The organism is Citrobacter sp. LST-B2, assembly GCF_057983045.1.
In genome coordinates this window covers 1609216-1631978 of the sequence record NZ_CP192598.1, presented here as the reverse complement: position 1 = coordinate 1631978, position 22763 = coordinate 1609216, and the positions used below count along the sequence as shown (strand labels likewise).

Sequence of the window (22763 nt, the reverse complement as noted above, 5' to 3'; positions counted from 1 at the left end):
TGTCTTAGCGTGCCGGCTGAGAAGCCACGGTGGACTGCTCATAGTGGTAGCGACCCGTTTTCAGGCTGCTTGGGCCAAGGCGTGCGAACTTGAACATCAGGAACAGTTCAGCCACCAGGAACAGGGTATACAGGCCACAAATCAGGATCATGGAGAACAGCAGGTCACCGACGGTCAGCGACGAGTTCGCCACTGCGGTTGGCAACACCTCACCGATCGCCCACGGCTGACGGCCATATTCGGCAACAAACCAGCCGGCTTCTACTGCAATCCACGGCAGTGGAATACCGTACAGCGCGGCGCGCAGCAGCCATTTCTTCTCACCGATGCGGTTACGAATCACGCTCCAGAAGGAGAGCGCAATGATCGCCAGCAGCAGGAAGCCACAGGCCACCATGATACGGAAGGCAAAATACAGCGGCGCAACGCGAGGAATAGAATCTTTCGTCGCCTGCTGAATCTGCGCTTCAGTCGCATCAGAGACGTTCGGGGTATAGCGTTTCAGCAGCAGGCCGTAACCCAGGTCTTTTTTCATCACGTTGAACTGATCGCGAACCGCCTGGTCGGTCGAACCGGCACGCAGTTGCTCCAGCAGTTCATACGCTTTCATCCCGTTACGGATACGCTCTTCATGCTGCACCATCAGGTCTTTCAGACCGATAACTGGCGTGTCGACAGAACGTGTCGCAATGATGCCCAGCGCATACGGGATCTGAATCGCCAGTTTGTTTTCCTGCGAATCCTGATCCGGAATACCAAACAGGGTAAAGGCAGCTGGAGCGGGCTGAGTCTCCCACTCTGCTTCAATGGCCGCGAGTTTGGTTTTCTGCACGTCACCCATTTCGTAACCGGATTCATCACCCAGAACGATAACAGACAACACAGCAGCCATACCGAAACTGGCAGCGATAGCAAAAGAGCGTTTTGCGAAAGCAATGTCGCGACCTTTCAGCAGGTAATAAGCACTGATACCGAGGATGAACATCGCACCGGTCACGTAGCCAGACGCCACGGTGTGCACAAATTTCACCTGGGCTACCGGGTTAAGGACCAGTTCAGAGAAGCTCACCATCTCCATACGCATGGTTTCGAAGTTGAAATCCGATGCGATAGGGTTCTGCATCCAGCCGTTTGCAACCAGGATCCACAGAGCGGACAGGTTAGAACCTAATGCGACCAGCCAGGTTACCGCCATGTGCTGAACTTTACCCAGACGATCCCAGCCGAAGAAGAACAGACCTACAAAGGTGGATTCGAGGAAGAAGGCCATCAGACCTTCGATCGCCAGCGGCGCACCGAAGATATCCCCAACGTAGTGGGAATAGTAAGACCAGTTTGTCCCGAACTGGAACTCCATAGTCAGCCCGGTTGCGACACCCAGGGCGAAGTTGATACCAAACAACTTGCCCCAGAACTTAGTCATATCTTTATAAATCTGTTTGCCGGAAAGGACGTAAACCGTTTCCATAATGGCCAGCAGGAACGCCATACCGAGCGTCAGTGGCACAAAGAGGAAGTGGTACATCGCGGTCAAGGCAAACTGTAAGCGCGACAGTTCGACTATATCTAACATCATGACTCCTTGCTCATCGCATGAAGACTCCGAGAGTGAACCCCGTTAGAAAGGGTCACACGCATGCCCCAATACAAATTTATTTGTGCACTCTCGCCGTTGCCGTTTTCCTGGAGAAGGAAACAGAAAGGGCGAGAGGTTACAAACATGTTAATAAAAAACTCAAATTGATCCCGCAATTATATTACGCCGCAAAATCCTTACAATAAACAGGTTTTTATTGAGGAATATTTGCATTTTTCGACAGTGATCAATTTATAGCGAATTCATCACTTTTCCACCAATTTGATCGGCGACAATTTAACTCGTTTCACGTCAGTTTTCCAATGTTTAAACCTTGATTTAAATCAAAAACAAGACTTTTTGTTAACTATGTTTAAATGGAGTAATTATGGTGAAAAACATGTTGCAAACATGTGCATCTACGGGAGGGATGGTTACTAAGTGAAAATGTATATATAAAAAAACAGTGTTTTAATTAACGCCAACACAGGAATTTATCTTCCCTTTCCCGATGAGTTCAGCGTAGACAATTTATTGTTATTTGCCAGGATATAAATTTCACGCGTCAACATTCACAATTATTTCACTTTTATAGCGGTATAAATTAACACCGCACAGTTATTATTCTGTTAAGAAAAAAGCCACGCGATGCGTGGCTTGTGTCTGTTTGCTGGCTATTCACACAATTTTGTAGCTGAACGTTCGTGTTTGTCCCGGCAAAACCGGGCCGAAGTCGCTACGCTTTTCATCAACGCTCTTAAGCGGCTGCTCATCCAGGCGCGTTTCTGTACACGATTGAACCGCGCTGCCGAAGGCAACCGTTGCGTCGCATGGCTCCGAATCGGAGGGATTAAACAGGCGCAGGATCAGTTCATCCCCCCCTTCAGCTTTCTTCAGGGTGCTCAACTGACACCCAACCGGTGGCATAGTGAACAAACTGTAGCGGTCAGGCGTCATGAAACCGGCCATGTTCAGTTTCATCGCATCCCACGGAATCTTGTTATAACACTGTACGGGTGTGAGCCAGGCCCTGGCCTGCTGAGCAATACCGGCGTTCACAGGCGTACCGGTATAACTGAAAAGGCTCAACCGACAGTGCAACCGTCCGCGCAGTTGTGCATCCGGTACCGCCATTTTAATGCCTGAAGGACGACCTGGACGCAAAAGCAGATCCTCTTTCCCCAGTAGTCCTACACCGCGTAGTAGCGTGATGGCGAAAGTTTTTTCCCGGTCACCCAGCACTTCAAATTCCCGCAATCCTTCAGTGAAAACTGCCAGACCATTTTTGCCCTCCTGAAGCGTCGCATAGTTAAGCATATTCCAGACGGGAATCGGTGCCTCTTTCCAGCCCTCTTCCCGCCAGTTTGCCAGTGCGGGATCCCGCACGGGGCGACTCACCGTACCAAACTGCGTATCTGCCAGCACAGTGTCGGTCACAAACGGAGTGGGGATAAGTACCCGCAGACGATGATCGTCTGCCTGATTGTCCAGAAGGACTTCAATATCAATTCGCCTGCTGTTGTGACTCAGGATGACCGTTATTTCAACCCAAACCCTACCGCTACGCTGGCGAGCGCGACGTTCCGTAAGATTGAGCGGCACGTCCATTTGATAACGAATCCGCGCCCGGCTCTGCCAGGCTTCATGGGTCATAACACACTCTGCTTTTACCGATGCGGAAGTCAACCGCCACTCTTCTCTGGCGGGCGAGTAGTCATACTCATCCCCATCATCAGATCCCTCTTCCAGCACCAGAACGCGGTCATAGCAGATATCGCTTTCTTTGTCATACAGACGCAGCGTTCCGTCGTCGTTAACGGCTATCTGCCAGAACGCATTTTCCAGCACTTCTGCTCCAGGTGTTTCTGGCGCAACGTGATTTCCCGCCTCCCCTTGCGTTACGTACAGTGTGCGATAACCCATCGACGGTACTATCTGCTGGATCTGGATATCAAACTCCATAAACGGTTCGTAGTTACCGTAATGCACGATCTGCCTGTCTATCAGACCAGGATCGATTTCGCGAACCCCGCGAACAAAAAAGGGAACGGGATTTCCCCGATCGTCACGCAGGCAAAACTGATGACCTCTCAGGCGGATCGTTGTGTTAATCACCTCTTCACGCGGCCACGGCATCAGGTTAAACAGCACCAGTTTATCGCTGTCGCTGAGCGGCATGTTGTCCGTGATTTTGCGCAGATAAAAGCGGATCAGGTTATCCGCCATATCCTCCGCCAGTTCGAAGCGCGCGATGATTTCCCGGTGAACCTTATCGCTGCAGCAACATCCAATGCTGTCGTGAGCATGATTTTTTAAAATCTCTTTCCACATTTTTTCCAGCAAACCGTGGTGATACTCAAAGCCAAGCGTCCAGGCCAGCGTCGCCAGAGGTTCAAGGATATTGACTACCTTATTTTCAATACGCGCATGAAGGAGTTTGATGTCCATCCGCGTCGAGCCAATCGTGCGGTGTACCCGCATATACTTACCGTCAATAAATTCGCCTTTCAGCGTGGCCAGTTGTTCACGTCGATTCTCGATATGTTCAAACACCGCTTCAAAACGGCTCATCACAAACTTTCGCTGCGGGTAGATCTCGCGCAGTTTGTCCATCACCGCAAAAATGTTCTGTTGCAGCGGCATCTGATCGTGACCATTCGGCAGCAATATCTCTTTTGTCACAGACGCTTTTTCCAGTACCTCAAAATAGCTGTCAAGCCGTTTGCGCAGCCCGCTCTCATCCTCGGGTAAGTACTTACCAATCGCGTAACCCAGTGGCAATACCTGCGCGACGACTTCACTGCCATCGCTGCTTTGCCATAAAAACTCGGTCTTATCGGTACCGTGTCGCTCTGAACAACCGCGCCAGAACATCGTGCGGGTGATGCCAAATCCGTTGTAGATATGCGGAAGCTGTCCCGACATGCCAAAGGAATCGGGAAGATAGCCAATTTTCATCGGCTCGCCAAAAGTCAGGCAATCACGCATGCCATACAGCAGGTTACGCACAATAGACTCACCGGAGACAATGGTGGTATCCGTCTGGGTGTACCATGGGCCGATAATTAACTTTCCGGTTTGCACCAGACGTTGTACCCGATGGGTATTTTCCGGCTTTATCGCAAAGTAATCCTCCAGCACTGCCGTCTGTCCATCAAGAACGTAATATTTATAGTCGGTATCCTGTTCCAGTCGGGTGAGGATCTCTTCCATATTGTTGACCAGCAAAATGCGTGACGCTTCGGTGGTAAAATACCACTCCCGATCCCAGTGCATATGCGGGGTAATGTGAACGCGAGATACAGCTTTCATCTTCGTTTCCTGTTCAGAATTAAGACATTACGCCATCAGTCGTATATTTACCCTGCTTCACCGCATAGCGTCGCCAGAGCAGCAAAACCAGCGTTGAGATAACGGTTCCCACCAGCGCCGCACCGAACCAGCCTGCCGCCGCCAGTACGCCGCCGTACCCGGCATCGTGCAGCAAAAAGAGTGAAAAAATACCCGCGCCAGGCGTTGAGAGACCAATATTCATCGCCCCAACCATTGCCCCTGTCGCCATTGACCCGAGGACAAAGGAGCCAATCACCCGCACAGGATCTTCAATCGCCATCGGGATTGCCCCTTCTGTAATACCCGCCAGCCCTAGCAGCCATGTGGATTTCCCGGTTTCAATTTCAAACTCTTTAAACAGACGGGGAGAAATTAACGTTGACGCGGTCACCGTAAATGCGGAGACCATTTTGACCGAGGCAAAGATGGCATAAGGACCGTAGACGCCGTTCGCCATCGCCCCCAGACAAAAGGCATAGGCGGCCTTATTGACCGGGCCCCCCAAATCAAATGAACACATAAAGCCGAGAATCGCGCCAAGCAGCAGCGCATTCGCCCCAGATAAACCGTTAAGCCAGGCGGTCAGGCTGTTGTTAATCCATGCCACCGGTTCGCCGACAACAAACAACATCAGGCTGCCTGCCCCCAGCGTACCAACCACCGGATAGAGGTAAAACGACAAAAAACCGTTGAATTTACTGCTCAATCGCAGGTGTTTTTTCACCCAGCGCATCAGGTATCCAGCAATTAATCCCCCTGCGATTGCGCCAAGAAAACCGGAACCAATCATGTTCGCGGCAAGCCCGGCAGCAAAACCGGGTGCCAGTGCGGGTTTATCCGCCAGAGAATACGCGGTGTAAGCCGCCAGTACAGGCACCATCAACACACCGAGCATTCCACCGCCAAGTTTGCGATACATCCACAGCCAGGAGTTCTCCTGTTCGAACAGCGGTTGCAGACCGAATATCTGCGCCAGTAATACCGCGACAGCAAGTACCGTCCCACCCGCAACAATCAGCGGCACGGCAAAGGAGATCCCACTCAGTAAGGCCTGTTTTAACTCCGTCTTAAGCCCTTTAGGCTGATGCCTCTCTTCCTGCCGCACGCGCTTTACATTTTGTGGTTCAAGCGCCAACGCTTGCCGGATCAGTTGCTCAGCATGGCGAATCGGTTCGGCGACGGGTACCGTCAGCACCGGGATCCCCGCAAACCGTTCGCTCTCTTTGATTGCCACCTCAGCGGCCAAAATACAGGCACTGGCCGAATTCAGTTGATCTGCCGTTAAGCGCCCTTCAATACCGTTAGCGCCCTGCTTTTCAACAAACACATTGACGCCCAGCTTCCGTCCGGCTTTCTCCAGATATTCCGCCGCCATATAGGTATGCGCGATCCCCGCCGGACAGGCGGTCACACACACAATTGTGGGGGCGTTGAATGGCGTTGCGACCATTGGTCCATGCCCGTTGTCATCCAGCGCCGCCAACAGCTCGTCAGCACGCGTTGCCGCCATAACACGGGCTCGCGTTTCTTCATCAGTCAGCCTCGTGGTGAGCGCGGTCAACAATTGCATATGGGTACTGCCCGCCTCTTCCTGTGGGATGGCGAGCAGGAAAATCAGGTCAACAGCTTCCGGACCGTCGACCCCTTCCCAGCTCAGGGGCTTGCTGAGCGTCGCCACCGCAAAAGCGGCTTCTTTCACAGCCGACGTTTTCCCGTGTGGTACCGCCAGCCCTTCTCCTAACGCAGTCGGCCCGAGGGTTTCACGTGCAAACACGGCTTCCAGAAAGGTATCAGAATCAGCAATTTTGCCCAACGCCGTCAGCCGCTGCGCTAACGTACGAATCGCCTCTTCACGGCTGGTAAACCGGGCGTTCAGGCACAGCGCGTCCCGCTGGGTTAACGTCGTCAGGTTCATCATGATCCTCACAAAATGGTTGTTTTATGTGCGAAGGAGTGTGTCAGACAAAACAATACATTTATGTGATCATTTTCACTTAAAGACGATAATTTGTATTTAATTTGTATTGTTTACACATTCAATTCATTAGGCATAATGTGAAAAGTCGTCTTAACAACCTGACAGAAAAAACCATGAGCCGAAAACCACTTTATCGACAGATAGCCGACGGGATCCGTGAACAAATCCAGCGAGGTGAGTTGAAGCCCGGTGATGCTCTGCCGACAGAATCCGCGCTACAGGCGGCATTTGGGGTCAGTCGGGTCACCGTGCGTCAGGCGCTAAGGCAGTTAACCGAGCAGCAGATCATCGAAAGCATTCAGGGCAGCGGCACATACGTTAAAGAGGAGCGGGTTAATTACGACATCTATCAATTAACCAGTTTTGATGAAAAGCTGACCGACCGTAGCAGCGATACGCACAGCGACGTGCTGGTTTTCGAAGTGATTCAGGCCGATGATTTTTTGAAAAATCAATTACAACTGGCTGATGACAAACGGGTCTGGCACGTCAAGCGGGTGCGTTACATCAAGCAAAAACCAGTCGCGCTGGAGGAGACGTGGATGCCGTTGGCATTATTCCCTGATTTAACCTGGCAGGTGATGGAAAACTCAAAGTACCACTTCATTGAAGAGGTGAAGAAACAGGTCATTGAACGCAGTGAGCAGGAGTTGATTCCACTGATGCCCACCGAAGAGATGAGCCGCCTGCTTGCTATCCCGCTCACAAAGCCAATCCTGGAAAAAGTGTCGCGTGGCTTTTTAAAGGGAGGAGAGGTATTCGAATACAGTCGCAATGCGTTTAATACTGACGATTATAAATTTACGTTGATCGCCCACAGGAAACAGCGTTAATTGGAGTGCGCTTTAAAACTATTTCGACGAAGTGTTAACTGCTTCACAAATATAAACGCAATGTAATATGCTGAATTTTTCATGTCCCAACGCGGGAATTGCAAACAACTCACCATCATATTTATCATTTTATTAACAATAATAAAATGGCGTATAGAAACATTATGCTTTATTCCGTTACGCGCCTCACACTTCTTCTTCTAAAATTATTTAAACACCTATTCCGCACAAAGATAAACAAATAGGATTTAGATCACAAACATAGAAAGCCGTTTAATAGGAATCTATTTATTAAAATATACACCATCCAGAATAAAGCATATAACTAATTGATAATAAACAATTTTTAAATTTTCATTCATAGAACAGTCGTTTTTCGAAAGATATTTTGAAAATAGATCAATTGCATCCATCGCGCCTGCCCACGACACTCCGTCCCTATTAAAACATTGCAAAACTTTTTATTTCTTACCCTGAGTCCTGGAGAGGATTACCCATGAAAAAATCAACACTCGTTATTGGCGTCATTGGTGCTGACTGCCATGCCGTAGGCAATAAAGTTCTGGACCGCGTTTTTACTGCCCATGATTTTCGCGTAATCAATCTGGGCGTAATGGTAAGCCAGGATGAATATATCGATGCCGCGATCGAAACCGGCGCCGATGCGATTGTCGTCTCTTCCATTTATGGCCACGGCGACATCGACTGCCTGGGTCTGCGCGAGCGCTGCATCGAACGCGGTATCGGCGACATCCTGCTTTATGTCGGCGGCAACCTGGTGGTCGGGAAGCATGATTTCGCAGACGTCGAAGCCAAATTCAAAGAGATGGGCTTCCAGCGCGTCTTTGCCCCAAGCCACGATCTCGAAGATGTGTGTCAGCTGATGGCAGCGGATATCAACAAGCGCCACGGCATTGAAAAGCGTTGTCTGGAAGAGGCCATCTGATGCAAACCGTCTCTGTCGATATCGGCTCGACGTGGACCAAAGCTGCCCTCTTCGCAAAGGAGGGGGATGCGTTAACACTGGTTAACCACGTTCTGACTCCGACGACGACCCATCATCTGGCGGAAGGTTTTTTCGCCAGCCTGAACCAGGTGCTGAACGTTGCCGATGCGCGCCCACTGCTCAACCGGGGTGAAGTGACCCTGAAATACTCCTCGTCGGCGAAAGGCGGTCTTGCCGTCGCCGCAATGGGACTGGTGCCGTCGATCACTCTGGAATCGGCTAAAGTCACGGCGCATTCCGCCGGGGCAAAAATCGCCCAGTACTATTCGTACAAACTGAATCGCCATGATATTCAGGCGCTGGAAGCTTCACCACCGGACATTCTGCTGTTTACCGGCGGCACCGACGGTGGCGAAGAGAGCTACGGCCTGGCCAATGCGCGCGCCCTGGCAGAGTCCAGCCTCGACTGCGCCATTATCTACGCCGGAAACCGCGACATTCAGGATGATGTCCAGGCGATTCTGGGACACAAAGATCTGACCACGGTAGACAACATTCTGCCCGATCTCGATCACCCGAATCCCTTCGCCGCCCGCAAGGCGATTTGTGATGTCTTCCTGTCCCGCATTGTGAAAGGCAAAGGCCTGGATGTGATTGTTGGTGAAACCGGCGAAGAGCCCATGCCAACACCCTGGACGGTGTACGAACTGGTCAAAGCCATCAGCGAAGTCGATAGCGCGTGGAGAGAATTCATGCTCATCGACATGGGCGGCGCGACCACCGACGTCTATTCCGCCAGTGCCAACACCCTCTCGCCCGATACCGTGCTGCACGGTGTCCCGGAGCCCTTTGTTAAGCGCACCGTGGAAGGCGATCTCGGCATGCGCGTCTCCGCCGTGGTGGTAGGCGAAAGCACCCAGGAACTGGTGAAGGTGGTATTCGCTCAGCAACCGGCACGCCAGGAGGCCTTCTATGGCTACCTGCGTCATCTGGTGGCGCATCCCGATTATCTGCCGCAGAGCGAGGAAGAGAAATACTTTGATTCTCTGTTAGCCGGACTGTGCGTCGGCTATGCCGCCGAGCGTCACGCTGGCACCAAAAAGCAGGTCTGTACCTGCGTTGGCAATGTCGATTTACAGATGGGGCGCGACCTGACCACCGTGCGCAAAGTGGTTGGCTCGGGCGGCTGGCTCTCCCGCGCCAGTCAGTTTGATATCCATCACTGGCTCAAATATCGCGAACTGGACGACGACGGTAGACGCATTCTTTTACCCACTCAGTTTGAGTACTACCGCGACGCAAAAGGTCTGCTCCCCCTGCTGGCAAACGTTGCCAGACTGGATCCCCAGGCCGCTGCGCGCACCAGCATTCACTGTTTAACCCTATAAAACCTAAGGCAGCGACGAATGGAACTTCGAAATAAAAAATTAACCCATGACGAATTTATGACCGAACGGCATCAGGTGTTGCAGACGTGGCATACCGGCAAAGACGTCGAACATTTTGAAGATGGCGTGAAGTATCAGCAGACCATTCCTGAGAAAAAACGTTTCTCTCATGCCTTGCTGAAGGCGGATCAGGAAGGGAAAACCCTGAGCCAACCGCGTGCCGGTGTGGCGTTGATGGATGAGCATATCGAACTGCTGAAAACCCTGCAGGTTGAGTGTGACCTGCTGCCGAGCACCATCGATGCCTACACCCGTCTGAATCGTTATGAAGAAGCCGCCATTGGGATCCAGAAATCTATCGAAGCCGGGACCTCAAAACTCAACGGACTGCCGGTGGTTAACCACGGTGTGGCGGCCTGTCGTCGGATGACCGAAGCGCTGGAGAAACCGATTCAGGTCCGTCACGGTACGCCAGATGCGCGTCTGTTGGCGGAGATCGCCATGGCCAGCGGCTTCACCAGCTATGAAGGCGGCGGGATCTCCTACAACATTCCTTACGCCAAGCGCGTGACGCTGGAAAAATCGATTCGCGACTGGCAGTACTGCGACCGTCTGATGGGGCTGTATGAAGAACATGGCATTCGCATTAACCGCGAACCATTCGGCCCGTTGACCGGCACGCTGATCCCGCCGTTCATGTCTCACGCAGTGGCGATTATCGAAGGTCTGCTGGCGCTGGAACAGGGCGTGAAGTCGATTACCGTCGGCTACGGCCAGGTCGGTAGCCTCACGCAGGATATCGCGGCGATTCAGTCCCTGCGTGAACTGTCTCATGAATATTTCCAGAACTACGGTTTTGATGATTACGAGCTGAGCACCGTCTTCCACCAGTGGATGGGCGGTTTCCCGGAAGACGAATCCAAAGCATTCGCCATTATCTCCTGGGGCGCAGCGGTCGCCGGTATGTCCGGCGCGACCAAAGTGATCACCAAGAGCCCGCATGAGGCCTTCGGTATTCCGACAGCGGCGGCAAACGCCCAGGGGCTGCGTGCGTCACGTCAGATGCTCAACATGGTCAGTGACCAGAAATTCCCGCCGTGTGCCGCCGTCGAGCAGGAAGTGGAACTGATTAAGAGCGAAGTTCGTGCGGTTCTGAAGAAAGTGTTTGAGCTGGGCAACGGCGATGTTGCGCGCGGCACCGTGCTGGCCTTCGAAGCAGGCGTGCTGGACGTACCTTTCGCTCCTGCCTCCTGTAACGCCGGTAAAATCCTGCCAGTTCGCGATAACGCCGGGGCGATCCGTATTCTGGAAGCCGGCTCCGTTCCGCTGCCGCAGGACATTCTCGCTCTACACCACGATTACGTCGCCGAACGTGCCCATTTCGAAGGACGTAAACCCTCATTCCAGATGGTTGTTGATGACATCAACGCTGTATCCCACAGTCAATTAATAGGAAGACCATAATGAAAATTAAACAGGCGCTTTTCACCGCTGGCTACTCCTCATTCTATTTTGATGACCAGCAGGCGATCAAAAATGGCGCAGGTCATGACGGGTTCATTTATACCGGTGCGCCGGTTACCCCGGGCTTTACCTCTGTCCGCCAGGCTGGCGAGTGCGTTTCCGTACAACTGATTCTGGAAAACGGCGCCGTCGCGGTGGGTGATTGCGCCGCAGTGCAGTACTCCGGTGCCGGCGGCCGCGATCCGCTGTTCCTGGCTGAACATTTTATTCCGTTCCTCAACGATCATATTAAGCCGCTGCTGGAAGGCCGCGATGTGGATGCGTTCCTGCCGAACGCCCGTTTCTTCGACAAACTGCGCATCGACGGTAATTTGCTGCATACCGCCGTTCGTTACGGTCTGTCGCAGGCGCTGCTTGACGCCACCGCGCTGGCCTCAGGTCGTCTGAAAACCGAAGTGGTGTGTGACGAATGGCAACTGCCGTGCGTACCAGAAGCCATTCCTTTATTTGGTCAGAGCGGCGACGACCGCTACATCGCCGTCGACAAGATGATCCTCAAAGGCGTTGACGTCCTGCCGCACGCGCTGATCAACAACGTTGAAGAGAAGCTCGGTTTTAAAGGCGAAAAACTGCGTGAGTACGTGCGCTGGTTGTCCGACCGTATTCTCAGCCTGCGCACCAGCCCACGCTATCACCCGACGCTGCATATCGACGTGTATGGCACCATCGGTCTGATCTTCGACATGGACCCGGTGCGCTGCGCCGAGTATATCGCCAGCCTCGAAAAAGAAGCGCAGGGTCTGCCGCTGTACATTGAAGGCCCGGTCGATGCAGGCAACAAACCGGATCAGATCCGCATGCTGACCGCGATCACCAAAGAGCTGACCCGTCTGGGTTCCGGCGTGAAAATTGTCGCCGACGAATGGTGCAACACCTATCAGGACATCGTGGACTTCACCGATGCCGGTAGTTGCCACATGGTGCAGATCAAAACCCCGGATCTCGGCGGCATTCACAACATCGTTGACGCGGTGCTGTACTGCAACAAGCACGGGATGGAAGCCTACCAGGGCGGCACCTGCAACGAAACCGAAATCAGCGCCCGCACCTGCGTCCACGTGGCTCTTGCCGCCCGTCCAATGCGTATGCTGATCAAGCCGGGTATGGGCTTCGATGAAGGTCTCAATATCGTATTTAACGAAATGAACCGCACCATCGCGCTGTTGCAGACTAAGGATTAAGAGATGGCACGCACATTTAAGATCTTATCGCCGACGGCTATCCTGGGCTATGGCTTCCCGGAAGAGAGCTTTCGTAAAGCCATGGAAGAGTCACCGGATCTGATCGCGGTTGACGCAGGCTCCTCCGATCCCGGCCCCCACTACCTGGGGGCGGGTAAACCGTTTACCGATCGGGCCGGAGTGAAACGCGATCTGCGCTATATGATCACGGCGGGCGTTAAGAACAACATTCCGGTGGTGATCGGCACCGCCGGGGGATCCGGTGCTGCACCGCACCTTGAGTGGTGTCGGCAGATTATCCTGGAGATCGCACAGGAAGAAAAACTGTCCTTCTCCATGGCGCTGATCCCATCGGATGTCAATAAAGAGGTGGTTCACCAGGCGCTGGATAACGGCAAAATCACCGCGCTGGACTTTGTTCCGGCACTGACCCACGAGGCGATCGAAGAGAGCACCTACATCGTGGCGCAGATGGGGATCGAACCGTTCCAGCGGGCGCTGGAAGCCGGTGCGCAGGTGGTATTGGGCGGACGGGCTTATGATCCGGCCTGCTTCGCGGCGCTGCCGATTATGCAGGGCTTTGATGAAGGTCTGGCGCTGCACTGTGGCAAGATCCTGGAATGTGCGGCCATTGCCGCCACCCCAGGTTCCGGTTCTGACTGCGCAATGGGGATTATCGACGACAACGGCTTTACGCTGAAGACGTTCAACCCGAAACGCAAGTTCACCGAAACGTCGGCGGCGGCACATACCCTGTATGAGAAATCCGATCCGTACTTCCTGCCAGGCCCGGGCGGCGTGCTGAACCTGAAAGGGTGCAGTTTCAAAGCGGTAAACGATGGCGAAGTGTACGTCAGCGGTTCACGTCATGAAGCAACGCCGTATGCGCTGAAACTGGAAGGCGCGCGTCAGGTGGGCTTCCGTTGCCTGACCATCGCCGGTACCCGCGATCCGATCATGATTGCCAGCATCGACACCATTCTCGAAGAAGTTCAGGCCAGCGTCGCCCGCAACCTCTCGCTGAATGATGACAGCATCCGCATGACGTTCCACCTGTACGGCAAGAACGGCGTGATGGGTAACCATGAACCGGTGCAAACCGCCGGGCATGAGCTGGGCATTTTGCTGGACGTGGTCGCGCCGACGCAGGATATCGCCAACAGCGTCTGTTCGCTGGTGCGCTCTACCCTGTTGCACTACGGCTACGAAAACCGGATCGCCACGGCAGGCAACCTCGCCTTCCCGTTCTCGCCATCCGACATTCAAAGCGGGCCGGTGTATGAGTTCTCAATCTATCACCTGATCGAAGCCAGCGACGCCCTGCGTTTTGACTTCCATATCGAACAGGTGACGCCAGAAGGAGTTCAGGCATGAAACACGCTATTTGCACCCTGGCGCAGGTGATTCGTTCTAAAAACGCCGGACCGTATGAACTGGTGTTAGATATTTTATTTAAAACGCGCGAAGACTATCAGCGGGTAAAACGTTCTGAGCAATTAACCCCGCAGTTAATTGCCCGCTTATATAACGTTGAACCTGATTTTATTCATCGCATCGTCTGGTTTGACCCGGCGAATGCCGTAAAAATCGTGATGCCTCGCGATATTATTTCCGGCAACGTTGGTGACAATGATGTTTATGGCGCGCAGCAGCATGCGCCGTTATTAAGTATTGAGTTCGATCTGTAACCAATAAAATACAACAACGTCCATTGGCGTACAGGATTTCGCTGTATCACTGTATTCCAGATAATTCATGCGGTTGGTCATAACCTGCGTGCGCCTGAGCTGCTGTCCTGGCTCTGGCGCACGCGACCCTACAACACTTCACAGACCAGCCTAGATCCGATGGAGTAAACATGAAGAAAATAAGTCTAACAAAAATGATCATATTAGGCCTGATACTCGGCATGATTGCCGGGGTGGCTATTAATAATATGGCATCGGCTGATACAGCAAAATCGTATGCGCAGGATATCTCTATTTTCACCACCATATTCTTACGTATGGTGAAAATGATTATCGCGCCGTTGGTTATTTCAACCCTGGTTGTCGGCATCGCGAAAATGGGCGATGCGAAAACGCTGGGGCGTATATTTTCGAAAACTTTTTTCCTGTTTATTTGCGCCTCACTGCTGTCGATTGCGCTGGGTCTGGTGATCGTCAACCTGTTCCAGCCAGGCGCGGGCATTAACTTTGTTGCCCATGACGCCGGGGCCGTGGCGGCCGTTCAGTCTGAACCGTTCACGCTGAAAGTGTTTATTTCTCACGCCGTACCGACCAGTATCGTTGACGCCATGGCGCGTAACGAAATCCTGCAAATCGTTGTGTTCTCGATCTTTCTCGGCTGTAGCCTGGCGGCGATTGGTGAGAAAGCCGAACCGATCGTGAAGGTGCTCGACTCTCTGGTTCACGTCATGCTGAAACTGACGGGTTACGTCATGCTGTTCGCCCCGTTAACGGTATTCGCCGCTATCTCCGGGCTTATCGCTGAACGCGGGCTGGGCGTGATGGTGAGCGCCGGGATCTTCATGGGTGAGTTCTACCTGACGCTGGGTATGCTGTGGGCGATCCTCATCGGCCTGTCAACGATGATTGTCGGTCCGTGCATCGGTCGCCTGACGAAAGCGATCCTCGAACCGGCACTGCTGGCATTTACCACGTCCAGCTCGGAAGCCGCGTTCCCGGGTACTCTGGATAAGCTGGAGAAATTCGGCGTCTCGTCCAAGATTGCCAGTTTCGTACTGCCTATCGGTTACTCCTTCAACCTCGTGGGTTCAATGGCCTACTGCTCGTTTGCCACCGTCTTTATCGCGCAGGCGTGCAACATTGAGCTGAGCATGGGCGAGCAAATCACCATGCTGCTGATCCTGATGTTGACTTCTAAAGGTATGGCAGGCGTACCGCGTGCCTCGATGGTGGTCATTGCCGCTACCCTCAACCAGTTCAACATTCCGGAAGCCGGTCTGATCCTGCTGATGGGCGTCGATCCGTTCCTCGACATGGGCCGTTCTGCAACCAACGTGATGAGTAACGCCATGGGCGCCGCGATTGTCAGTCGCTGGGAAGGCGAACATTTCGGTTCCGGCTGCCGGGGCACTGCGCCGGTCAAAACGCCAGAACAGGAGCGTCCTGCCACTGAGCCGTCAGAAGTGGTGATGTCCTGATGATATCAGGTTGCCGGATAAGCACTCGCCCCTTCCGGCAACATGCCAATCACACCAACAAGGTTGCACCATGAACGTAAAATTCTTCGGCGCGAGCATGTTAACCGCCAGCCTGTTTTTTAGCGCCGCCGCGCTGGCGCAAACGGCGCCGGACTACGCCGCATTGATCGAACAGGCACACCAGAAATACAAAAGTAACAACGACGGCAAAGTCGCCGACTACATCCCTGCCCTTGCCACTTACAGCCCCAACAACTTCGCCATTACCCTCGCTACCGTTGACGGCAAAATTTACCAGGCAGGAGACATCAACAAAGCATTCCCGATGGAATCGCTGAGCAAAGTCTTCACCCTCGCGCTGGCGATGGAACAGCACGGGCCGCAGGAGGTACTGGATAAACTCGGCGCTAATGCCACCGGCCTGCCCTTTAATTCCGGCCTCGCGGTCGAACTCACGAAGGGCGCACCGGAGAATCCGCTGGTCAATGCAGGTGCCATGAGTACCGTCAGCCTGATTGACGCCAAAGACAAAACCGACCGCTGGAACAAAATCCTCACCAACCTGAACGCCTGGGCCGACGCCACGCTCACGGTCAATGAACCGGTATTCAGATCGGAAATGGAGACCAACCAACACAATCAGGCGCTGGCGCAACTGATGGCATCGTACAACAGCTTCTACGGCGATACGCAGGAGGCCGTAGAGATTTACACCCGCCAGTGTTCAGTAGACGTCACCGTTGAGCAGCTTGCCAAAATGGGTGCCGTGCTGGCCAACAAGGGTAAATCGCCGTTCAACGGCAAACAGTTGCTCAATGAGCGTTATGTACCGCAGGTGCTGGCTGAAATGGCCATCGCCGGTCTCTATGACGGCAGCGGAAAATGGCTGTACACCGTCGGTATTCCGGCGAAAAGCGGCGTCGGCGGGGGCATGGTCGCGGTGGTACCGGGACAGTACGCCATTGCCGTTTACTCACCGCCGCTGGACAGCGCCGGGAACAGCGTGCGCGCCCAGCAGACTATTGAATATGTTGCCCATGCAACACAGGCCAATCTCTTTATGGCGCATTAAGTGGATGCCGGATGGCGCTCATGCGCATCCGGCCTACGAATCAGGCATTTTTGTAGGTCGGATACGGCGCGACGCCGCCCTCCGGCGATATCAACCTTAACGTGAGAAGTAACATGTCTAAACCCTTTGTCTGGCAAGAACTCTTTGTACAAAGCAAAGAGAGTACGGAATACGAATTACTGAGCAATCAGCATGTTACGGTGACAGAGTTAGATGGCGAAGAGGTCATCAAAGTGGCGCCGGAAGCATTAACGCTGCTGGCGCAACAGGCATTCTATGAAGCATCGTTCTTCCTGCGCTCCGGACATTTAAAGCAGATCGCCAGCATCCTGCACGATCCGCAGGCCAGCAGTAACGACAAATATGTCGCCCTGCAGCTGTTACGTAATGCGGAAGTGTCGGCGAAAGGCGTGCTGCCGAACTGCCAGGATACAGGTACGGCGACAGTGGTCGCCAGCAAAGGCCAACAGATATGGACCGGCGGCGATGACGCCGAAGCGCTCAGCAAAGGGATTTACACCACCTTTAAAGAAAATAACCTGCGCTATTCGCAAAACGCCCCACTGGATATGTATACCGAGGTGAATACCGGCACCAACCTGCCGGCGCAGATCGATATCAGCGCCACACCGGGTAACGAATACCGCTTCTTGTTTGTCAATAAGGGCGGCGGCTCAGCCAACAAGGCGGCACTGTTCCAGGAGACCAAATCGATCCTGCAACCGGAAAAGCTCACCGCATTCCTGATCGAGAAGATGAAATCACTGGGCACCGCAGCCTGCCCGCCGTATCACATCGCTTTTGTCGTCGGCGGTCTCTCCGCAGATCAGGCGCTCAAGGTCGCCAAACTGGCCTCAACCAAGTATTACGACAACCTGCCCACCAGCGGTAATGAGCTGGGTCAGGCGTTTCGTGACACGGCGCTGGAATCCGCGCTGCTCAATGCCAGCCGTGAATTTGGCATTGGCGCGCAGTTTGGCGGTAAATATTTCGCCCATGATATTCGCGTAATTCGTCTGCCGCGCCACGGCGGCTCCTGCCCGATCGCGATGGCGCTCTCCTGCTCCGCCGATCGCAATATCAAAGCGAAGATCAACAAACACGGGATCTGGCTGGAAAAACTCGAGCATAACCCAGGTAAATTTATCCCTGAATCCAGCCGCATCGAGAACAGCGCACAGAGCGTAAACCTGGATCTGAACCGTCCGCTGCGCGAGATCCTGCATGATTTATCCGCCCTGCCAGTCGGTACGCGGCTTTCGCTAAACGGCCCGATCGTCGTCGCCCGCGACATCGTGCACGCCAAACTCAAAGAGCGCCTGGACAACGGCGAAGCGATGCCAGCGTACATGAAAGATCACATTGTCTACTATGCCGGCCCGGCTAAAACGCCGGATCAGATGGCCTGTGGTTCGCTCGGGCCAACCACCGGCGGGCGCATGGACGGCTATGTCGACGCTTTCCAGGCCGCTGGCGGTAGCCTGATCATGCTGTCCAAAGGCAACCGCAGTGCGCAAGTCACCGAGGCTTGCCATAAACACGGCGGATTCAACCTCGGCAGCATCGGTGGCGCCGCCGCCTTGCTGGCGCAGCAATACGTGAAAAGCCTGCGCTGCCTCGAATATCCCGAACTGGGAATGGAAGCGGTCTGGATGATGGAAGTTGAAAACCTACCTGCCTTCGTGCTGGTAGACGACAAGGGAAATAACTTCTTCAGCCAGTTTGAACAACAGCATCGTTGTGCATCCTGCCCGGCAGGACATTAAGGAGCGTTTATGCAAGCGCGAGCCAATGGCGACCGTCATCGCCAGCGTCAGCAAAAGCTGAAAGAACAGGTGGAAATCCGTGTGGCCGCCGCCACGGAACAAAAAGGGATTTTGATCGTATTTACCGGAAATGGAAAAGGGAAATCCACGGCCGCCTTTGGCACTGCCACCCGTGCGGTGGGTCACGGTAAAACCGTTGGCGTCGCGCAGTTTATCAAAGGCCAGTGGGATAATGGCGAATACAACACCCTGCATCCGCTGGGGGTTGAGTTTCACATTATGGGTACCGGGTTTACCTGGGAAACGCAAAACCGCGAGGCGGATATCGCGGCGGCGCAGGCTGTCTGGACAGAGAGCAAGCGCATGCTGGCCGATGCGCATTACGATCTGGTGGTCCTGGATGAACTTACATACATGCTGGCGTATCACTACCTGGATACTGACGAGGTGATTGCCGCCATTCGGGAGCGTCCGGCGCAGCAGAGTGTGATTGTGACCGGGCGAGGGTGTCACGCGCAGTTACTGGAGCTTGCCGATACGGTGAGCGAACTGCGCCCGGTCAAGCATGCGTTTGACAGCGGTATTCAGGCTCAGGCAGGAATTGACTGGTAGTTACGTCGTTGCCGGATGGCGCATGCGCTTATCCGGCTTCCCGTTTACCCGTCATCCGCCGTCAGCGTTCCAGGTGAGATACCACCGATTTTTGTAACAGCCAGTCGCGGAAAACCTGTAAATGACGGGATTCCGCTTTTTCTTCCCGCCAGGTCATGATGAAACGATTACCCGTGCGCATGGGCACATCGCAAGGGATCACCATGTCACCGTTGTCCAGATCGTGCTGGATCGCAAAACGTGGGAGCAGCGCAACCCCCAAATTCGATCGCACCGCGGCGATCAGCATCGACAGCAGATCAAAACGCGGGCCTTTGTTGACCAGTGGGCTACTGACATCCGACAGGGCGAACCACTCCTGCCAGCCGTTAATTCGCGTACTTTGATGCAACAAGGGAAACTCATTGAGCAACTCTTCAACCGCCAGTTTCTGGTTGGGCTGCGACAGCAAACTGCCGCTACAAACCGGGAGGATTTCCTCTTCGAACAGATACTCCACTTCTGACCACGGCGAACAGAAGTCTTCACGCATAATGGCCGCATCATATTCACGGTTGAGGAAATCGCCCATGTTCGCCAGCGAGTGAATATTAACGATAATATCGGGGTTAAGTTTGTTGAATTCACGCAGATTGGGGATCAGCCAGTGGGTGCTGAAGGTCGGGTTGACCGCCAGTTCAATGACTTCGACCGTGGGCTGCCAGGTCATAATGGTATTCGTATCACGCTCAAGTTTATTTAGCGTTTCTTTAACAATGCTCAAATAATGCTTCCCGGCCTCGTTTAAAAAAATCCGCTTTTTGGCATGATTAAATAATGCAGTATGCAGAAAATCCTCAAGTGCATTCACCTGGCGAAATACAGCACTTTGCGTTAATGCTAACTCCTCCGCCGCACGCGTATAACTTTCATGACGTGCCACCACTTCAAACGTCACCAGTAATTCAGTCTTTGGTATCTTTCCTCTCATAACGTCTTCCATATGCCGCGTACAAAAATAGTTTAATTTATAAAAAATAAATGCAACCGACTCCCGATTGGCCTGAGAGTTATATTTTATTTCCTACCTGGATGTCATTGATCCACTCCATGGTTTATTCACACAGGGGGCGAACAAATAATAACCAATAATACGCAAGACTGGCCATAAACACAATTTAATTAAGGTTATTTTGCGACAAATAGCGCCAATAAGTTCTTAATAATTTTTCAAGATAACTTGTTTATCGGAGAAAAAACTTTGCGGGTTTAATCAATATTATTTACTTATTATTTCAGGAGAATTCAGTTCACTCAACGATAAGCAAACGATGACGTTTTTTTATCTGCTTTTACTATTTTTACCGTTTTTCCCGACAATAATTAAGGACGACATATGAAAAATTCCGGAAAAGTCTGGCTGGTTGGTGCAGGTCCTGGTGATATCAGCTTACTGACCCTTAAAGCCCTGCAGTGTATTCAACAGGCTGATGTCATCATTTACGATCGGCTGGTCAATCCTAAAATGCTTGAGTGGTGCTCAGCGAGCTGTACCTGCATCAACGTTGGCAAAAGTCCGGGCTATCATAGTGTTCCTCAGGAGGAGATCAATGCCCTGCTTATCCAGCATGCGCGAACACAGCGGAACGTTGTGCGCCTGAAAGGCGGCGATCCTTACGTGTTTGGCCGCGGTGCCGAAGAGGTGGAATGTCTGGTCGAAGAAGGCATTGCTTTCGAAGTGGTGCCGGGGATCAGTTCCGCCATTGGCGGGCTGGCCTGCGCCGGGATCCCGGTGACCCACCGCGACCTGGCATCCGGTTTTCATGTCGTGACAGGACATACCCGCGAAGGTAATCAGCAGCAGGACTGGCGGCAGTTGGCGAAGCTCAACGGCACACTGGTGATTGTTATGGGGATCGCTAACCTGCCGTTTATTTGTGAAGAACTGCTGATGGGAGGCAAATCACCGGCCACACCCGCGGCGATTGTGATGTCGGCTACCCGGGACAATCAGCGGCGCTTAACTTGTACGCTCGGTACATTACTCACGAAAGCACAGGAAGCGAATATTGTGCCACCGGCACTGATTGTGGTTGGCGATGTTGTCCGTTTGAGCGACCGACTCTCTTTTATTCCAGAGGTGATGGATCGCGCCTACAGCGAGAGGTGTTCATGACGGAATGACTGCGGAGACGTCTGGTGAGCCGCCCGGAACACCCGACAAAAATAGCTGGTCTGCGCATACTGAAGTTTCCGGGCGATGCTGTCGATAGAGTTCTTCGGATCGCGCAGCAACTCACTCGCCCGCTGCATTTTTTTCTGGCTCACCCAGGTTTTAAAATTCACTCCCTGCCGTTTCTTAAAGAAACGGCTAAAGTAGTTGGCGCTTAAACAGACATGCGCGGCCACCGACTCCAGCGTCAGTTCCTCGTATAAGTGTTCATCAATATAGCGCAGTGCGGCGACCAGTTTCTTTTCGTGGCGAGAAAGTTCCATTGCCGACAGACGCAGGTCGCTCAACTGCACATCAGCGGTGTCCACCGTTTTACGCTGAACCGGGCTGAGATTGTTAATAATAAAGCTGAGCAGGTTTGCCGCTGCCACCAGATGATTATTTTCAACAATCGCGACCTGATTCCAGGCTGATTTAATTTTAGGATCGAAAGCCCACTGCCGATCGTCATCAATGACAATAGTTTTATATTCCGGATACTTTGCGCGCACCTGACCGCAAATAATAAATCCCAGCAGATGCCCCTGACGAATTAACGGCATAGAGAAAAAACTCAACCCCGCATGACAGCAGAGTATTCTGATTTTTTCTTCTTTTAACCCTTCAAAAGCGCAATATTTATCACATTTCTGACACGTTTTTTGGTATTGCGGATTGGCGCGCAGTAATGAACAGAACGAATTAAAATTATGACAGGCAGAGATTTCCCGACCATTAATGTCTACCACCACGGCGGCGAGCCCGGTCGCCTTAGAAAATACCTCTGCCAGTGAGTAAAAAGTGTGTAAGACATCGTCCTGAATATGCTGAGGCACGTTACGCTCCGTCAGTGGTCTGGATAACGTCGCTACTATGCTTAATTTGTCCAGGTGAAAAAATGACCCTGACCGCAAAAAATAATCTCATTTAATCAGGTGATTATGATCAAATTGCAAGAGTGCCCCCCGCGCTCCTCAACACCAGTCCACCGACTGCTGTGACAACTTTTCCCAAAGATTAACGAATCTTCACATCTTCCTGTGAGCTTCATTTCAACATCACTCACCATTTTATTTATGATTTTCAATTAGTTATATAAATAACATACAATTTTATGATGTGCTTATTTGTGAGAATCATCATGTGAATGTGAAACGCCCTCCTGAATAATAGGCTCAATGACAAGATAATCTGAAC

At 52.7% G+C, this 22763-nt stretch carries 17 protein-coding genes; 12 read left to right on the top strand and 5 right to left on the bottom strand.

What is annotated here, in order from left to right; translation table 11 throughout:
- Positions 1-4: 4 nt before the first annotated feature.
- The 3 genes from cydA to mngA all read right to left on the bottom strand — a co-directional run bounded on the left by cydA (position 5) and on the right by mngA (position 6824).
- The gene (gene cydA / locus ACQ0PY_RS07615) at positions 5-1573 is read right to left on the bottom strand and encodes a cytochrome ubiquinol oxidase subunit I (protein ID WP_043001343.1); all 1569 of its coding nucleotides are present in this window, start codon (positions 1571-1573) and stop codon (positions 5-7) included.
- A gap of 681 nt (positions 1574-2254) precedes the next feature.
- A complete protein-coding gene (gene mngB / locus ACQ0PY_RS07610; RefSeq protein ID WP_109740020.1) occupies positions 2255-4888 on the bottom strand; it encodes a mannosylglycerate hydrolase in 2634 nt (877 codons plus the stop codon).
- Positions 4889-4907: 19 nt separating this feature from the next.
- Positions 4908-6824, bottom strand: coding sequence for a PTS 2-O-a-mannosyl-D-glycerate transporter subunit IIABC (gene mngA / locus ACQ0PY_RS07605; protein ID WP_109740019.1), 1917 nt, complete (start codon positions 6822-6824; stop codon positions 4908-4910).
- Positions 6825-7000: 176 nt separating this feature from the next.
- Here mngA and ACQ0PY_RS07600 point away from each other — a divergent pair, with 176 nt between their 5' ends.
- From ACQ0PY_RS07600 to cobO, 11 genes are all read left to right on the top strand, one after another.
- On the top strand, positions 7001-7720 hold the full coding sequence (locus tag ACQ0PY_RS07600) for a GntR family transcriptional regulator (protein WP_109740018.1): 720 nt from the start codon (positions 7001-7003) through the stop codon (positions 7718-7720).
- 496 nt (positions 7721-8216) lie between these two features.
- A complete protein-coding gene (glmS, locus tag ACQ0PY_RS07595) occupies positions 8217-8666 on the top strand; it encodes a methylaspartate mutase subunit S (protein WP_043001347.1) in 450 nt (149 codons plus the stop codon).
- Positions 8666-10054 (top strand): methylaspartate mutase accessory protein GlmL, encoded by a 1389-nt coding sequence (glmL, locus tag ACQ0PY_RS07590; protein ID WP_043001348.1) that lies wholly within the window; start codon positions 8666-8668, stop codon positions 10052-10054. Before glmS ends, glmL begins: the two co-directional genes overlap by 1 nt.
- 18 nt (positions 10055-10072) lie before the next feature.
- Positions 10073-11518: a methylaspartate mutase subunit E gene (locus ACQ0PY_RS07585; protein WP_043001349.1), complete on the top strand. Its 1446-nt coding sequence runs from the start codon at positions 10073-10075 to the stop codon at positions 11516-11518.
- On the top strand, positions 11518-12759 hold the full coding sequence (locus ACQ0PY_RS07580; RefSeq protein WP_043001350.1) for a methylaspartate ammonia-lyase: 1242 nt from the start codon (positions 11518-11520) through the stop codon (positions 12757-12759). The genes ACQ0PY_RS07585 and ACQ0PY_RS07580 overlap by 1 nt, the downstream gene beginning before the upstream one ends.
- Positions 12760-12762: 3 nt before the next feature.
- Positions 12763-14133, top strand: coding sequence for an acyclic terpene utilization AtuA family protein (locus ACQ0PY_RS07575; protein ID WP_044256532.1), 1371 nt, complete (start codon positions 12763-12765; stop codon positions 14131-14133).
- The gene (locus ACQ0PY_RS07570; protein ID WP_042320615.1) at positions 14130-14447 is read left to right on the top strand and encodes a DUF4387 domain-containing protein; all 318 of its coding nucleotides are present in this window, start codon (positions 14130-14132) and stop codon (positions 14445-14447) included. Before ACQ0PY_RS07575 ends, ACQ0PY_RS07570 begins: the two co-directional genes overlap by 4 nt.
- Positions 14448-14617: 170 nt before the next feature.
- The gene (locus tag ACQ0PY_RS07565) at positions 14618-15925 is read left to right on the top strand and encodes a dicarboxylate/amino acid:cation symporter (protein ID WP_043001352.1); all 1308 of its coding nucleotides are present in this window, start codon (positions 14618-14620) and stop codon (positions 15923-15925) included.
- A 70-nt stretch (positions 15926-15995) separates the two neighbouring features.
- Positions 15996-16997, top strand: coding sequence for a glutaminase A (gene glsA, locus ACQ0PY_RS07560; RefSeq protein ID WP_044256534.1), 1002 nt, complete (start codon positions 15996-15998; stop codon positions 16995-16997).
- A 113-nt stretch (positions 16998-17110) separates the two neighbouring features.
- Complete coding sequence (locus tag ACQ0PY_RS07555) at positions 17111-18763, top strand: class I fumarate hydratase (protein WP_043001354.1); 1653 nt, start codon at positions 17111-17113, stop codon at positions 18761-18763.
- A gap of 9 nt (positions 18764-18772) precedes the next feature.
- Entirely contained in the window at positions 18773-19375 is a 603-nt protein-coding gene (gene cobO, locus ACQ0PY_RS07550; protein ID WP_043001355.1) for a cob(I)yrinic acid a,c-diamide adenosyltransferase, read from the top strand.
- A 61-nt stretch (positions 19376-19436) separates the two neighbouring features.
- Here cobO and ACQ0PY_RS07545 read toward each other — a convergent pair whose 3' ends face one another.
- The gene (locus ACQ0PY_RS07545; RefSeq protein WP_043001356.1) at positions 19437-20345 is read right to left on the bottom strand and encodes a LysR family transcriptional regulator; all 909 of its coding nucleotides are present in this window, start codon (positions 20343-20345) and stop codon (positions 19437-19439) included.
- A gap of 405 nt (positions 20346-20750) precedes the next feature.
- Here ACQ0PY_RS07545 and cobA point away from each other — a divergent pair, with 405 nt between their 5' ends.
- Complete coding sequence (gene cobA / locus ACQ0PY_RS07540) at positions 20751-21530, top strand: uroporphyrinogen-III C-methyltransferase (RefSeq protein WP_109740017.1); 780 nt, start codon at positions 20751-20753, stop codon at positions 21528-21530.
- On the opposite strand, the gene ACQ0PY_RS07535 is transcribed toward cobA, so the two are convergent.
- The gene (locus tag ACQ0PY_RS07535) at positions 21509-22402 is read right to left on the bottom strand and encodes a PocR ligand-binding domain-containing protein (RefSeq protein ID WP_044266321.1); all 894 of its coding nucleotides are present in this window, start codon (positions 22400-22402) and stop codon (positions 21509-21511) included. The two genes, cobA and ACQ0PY_RS07535, sit on opposite strands and share 22 nt — an antisense overlap.
- Positions 22403-22763 lie beyond the last annotated feature (361 nt).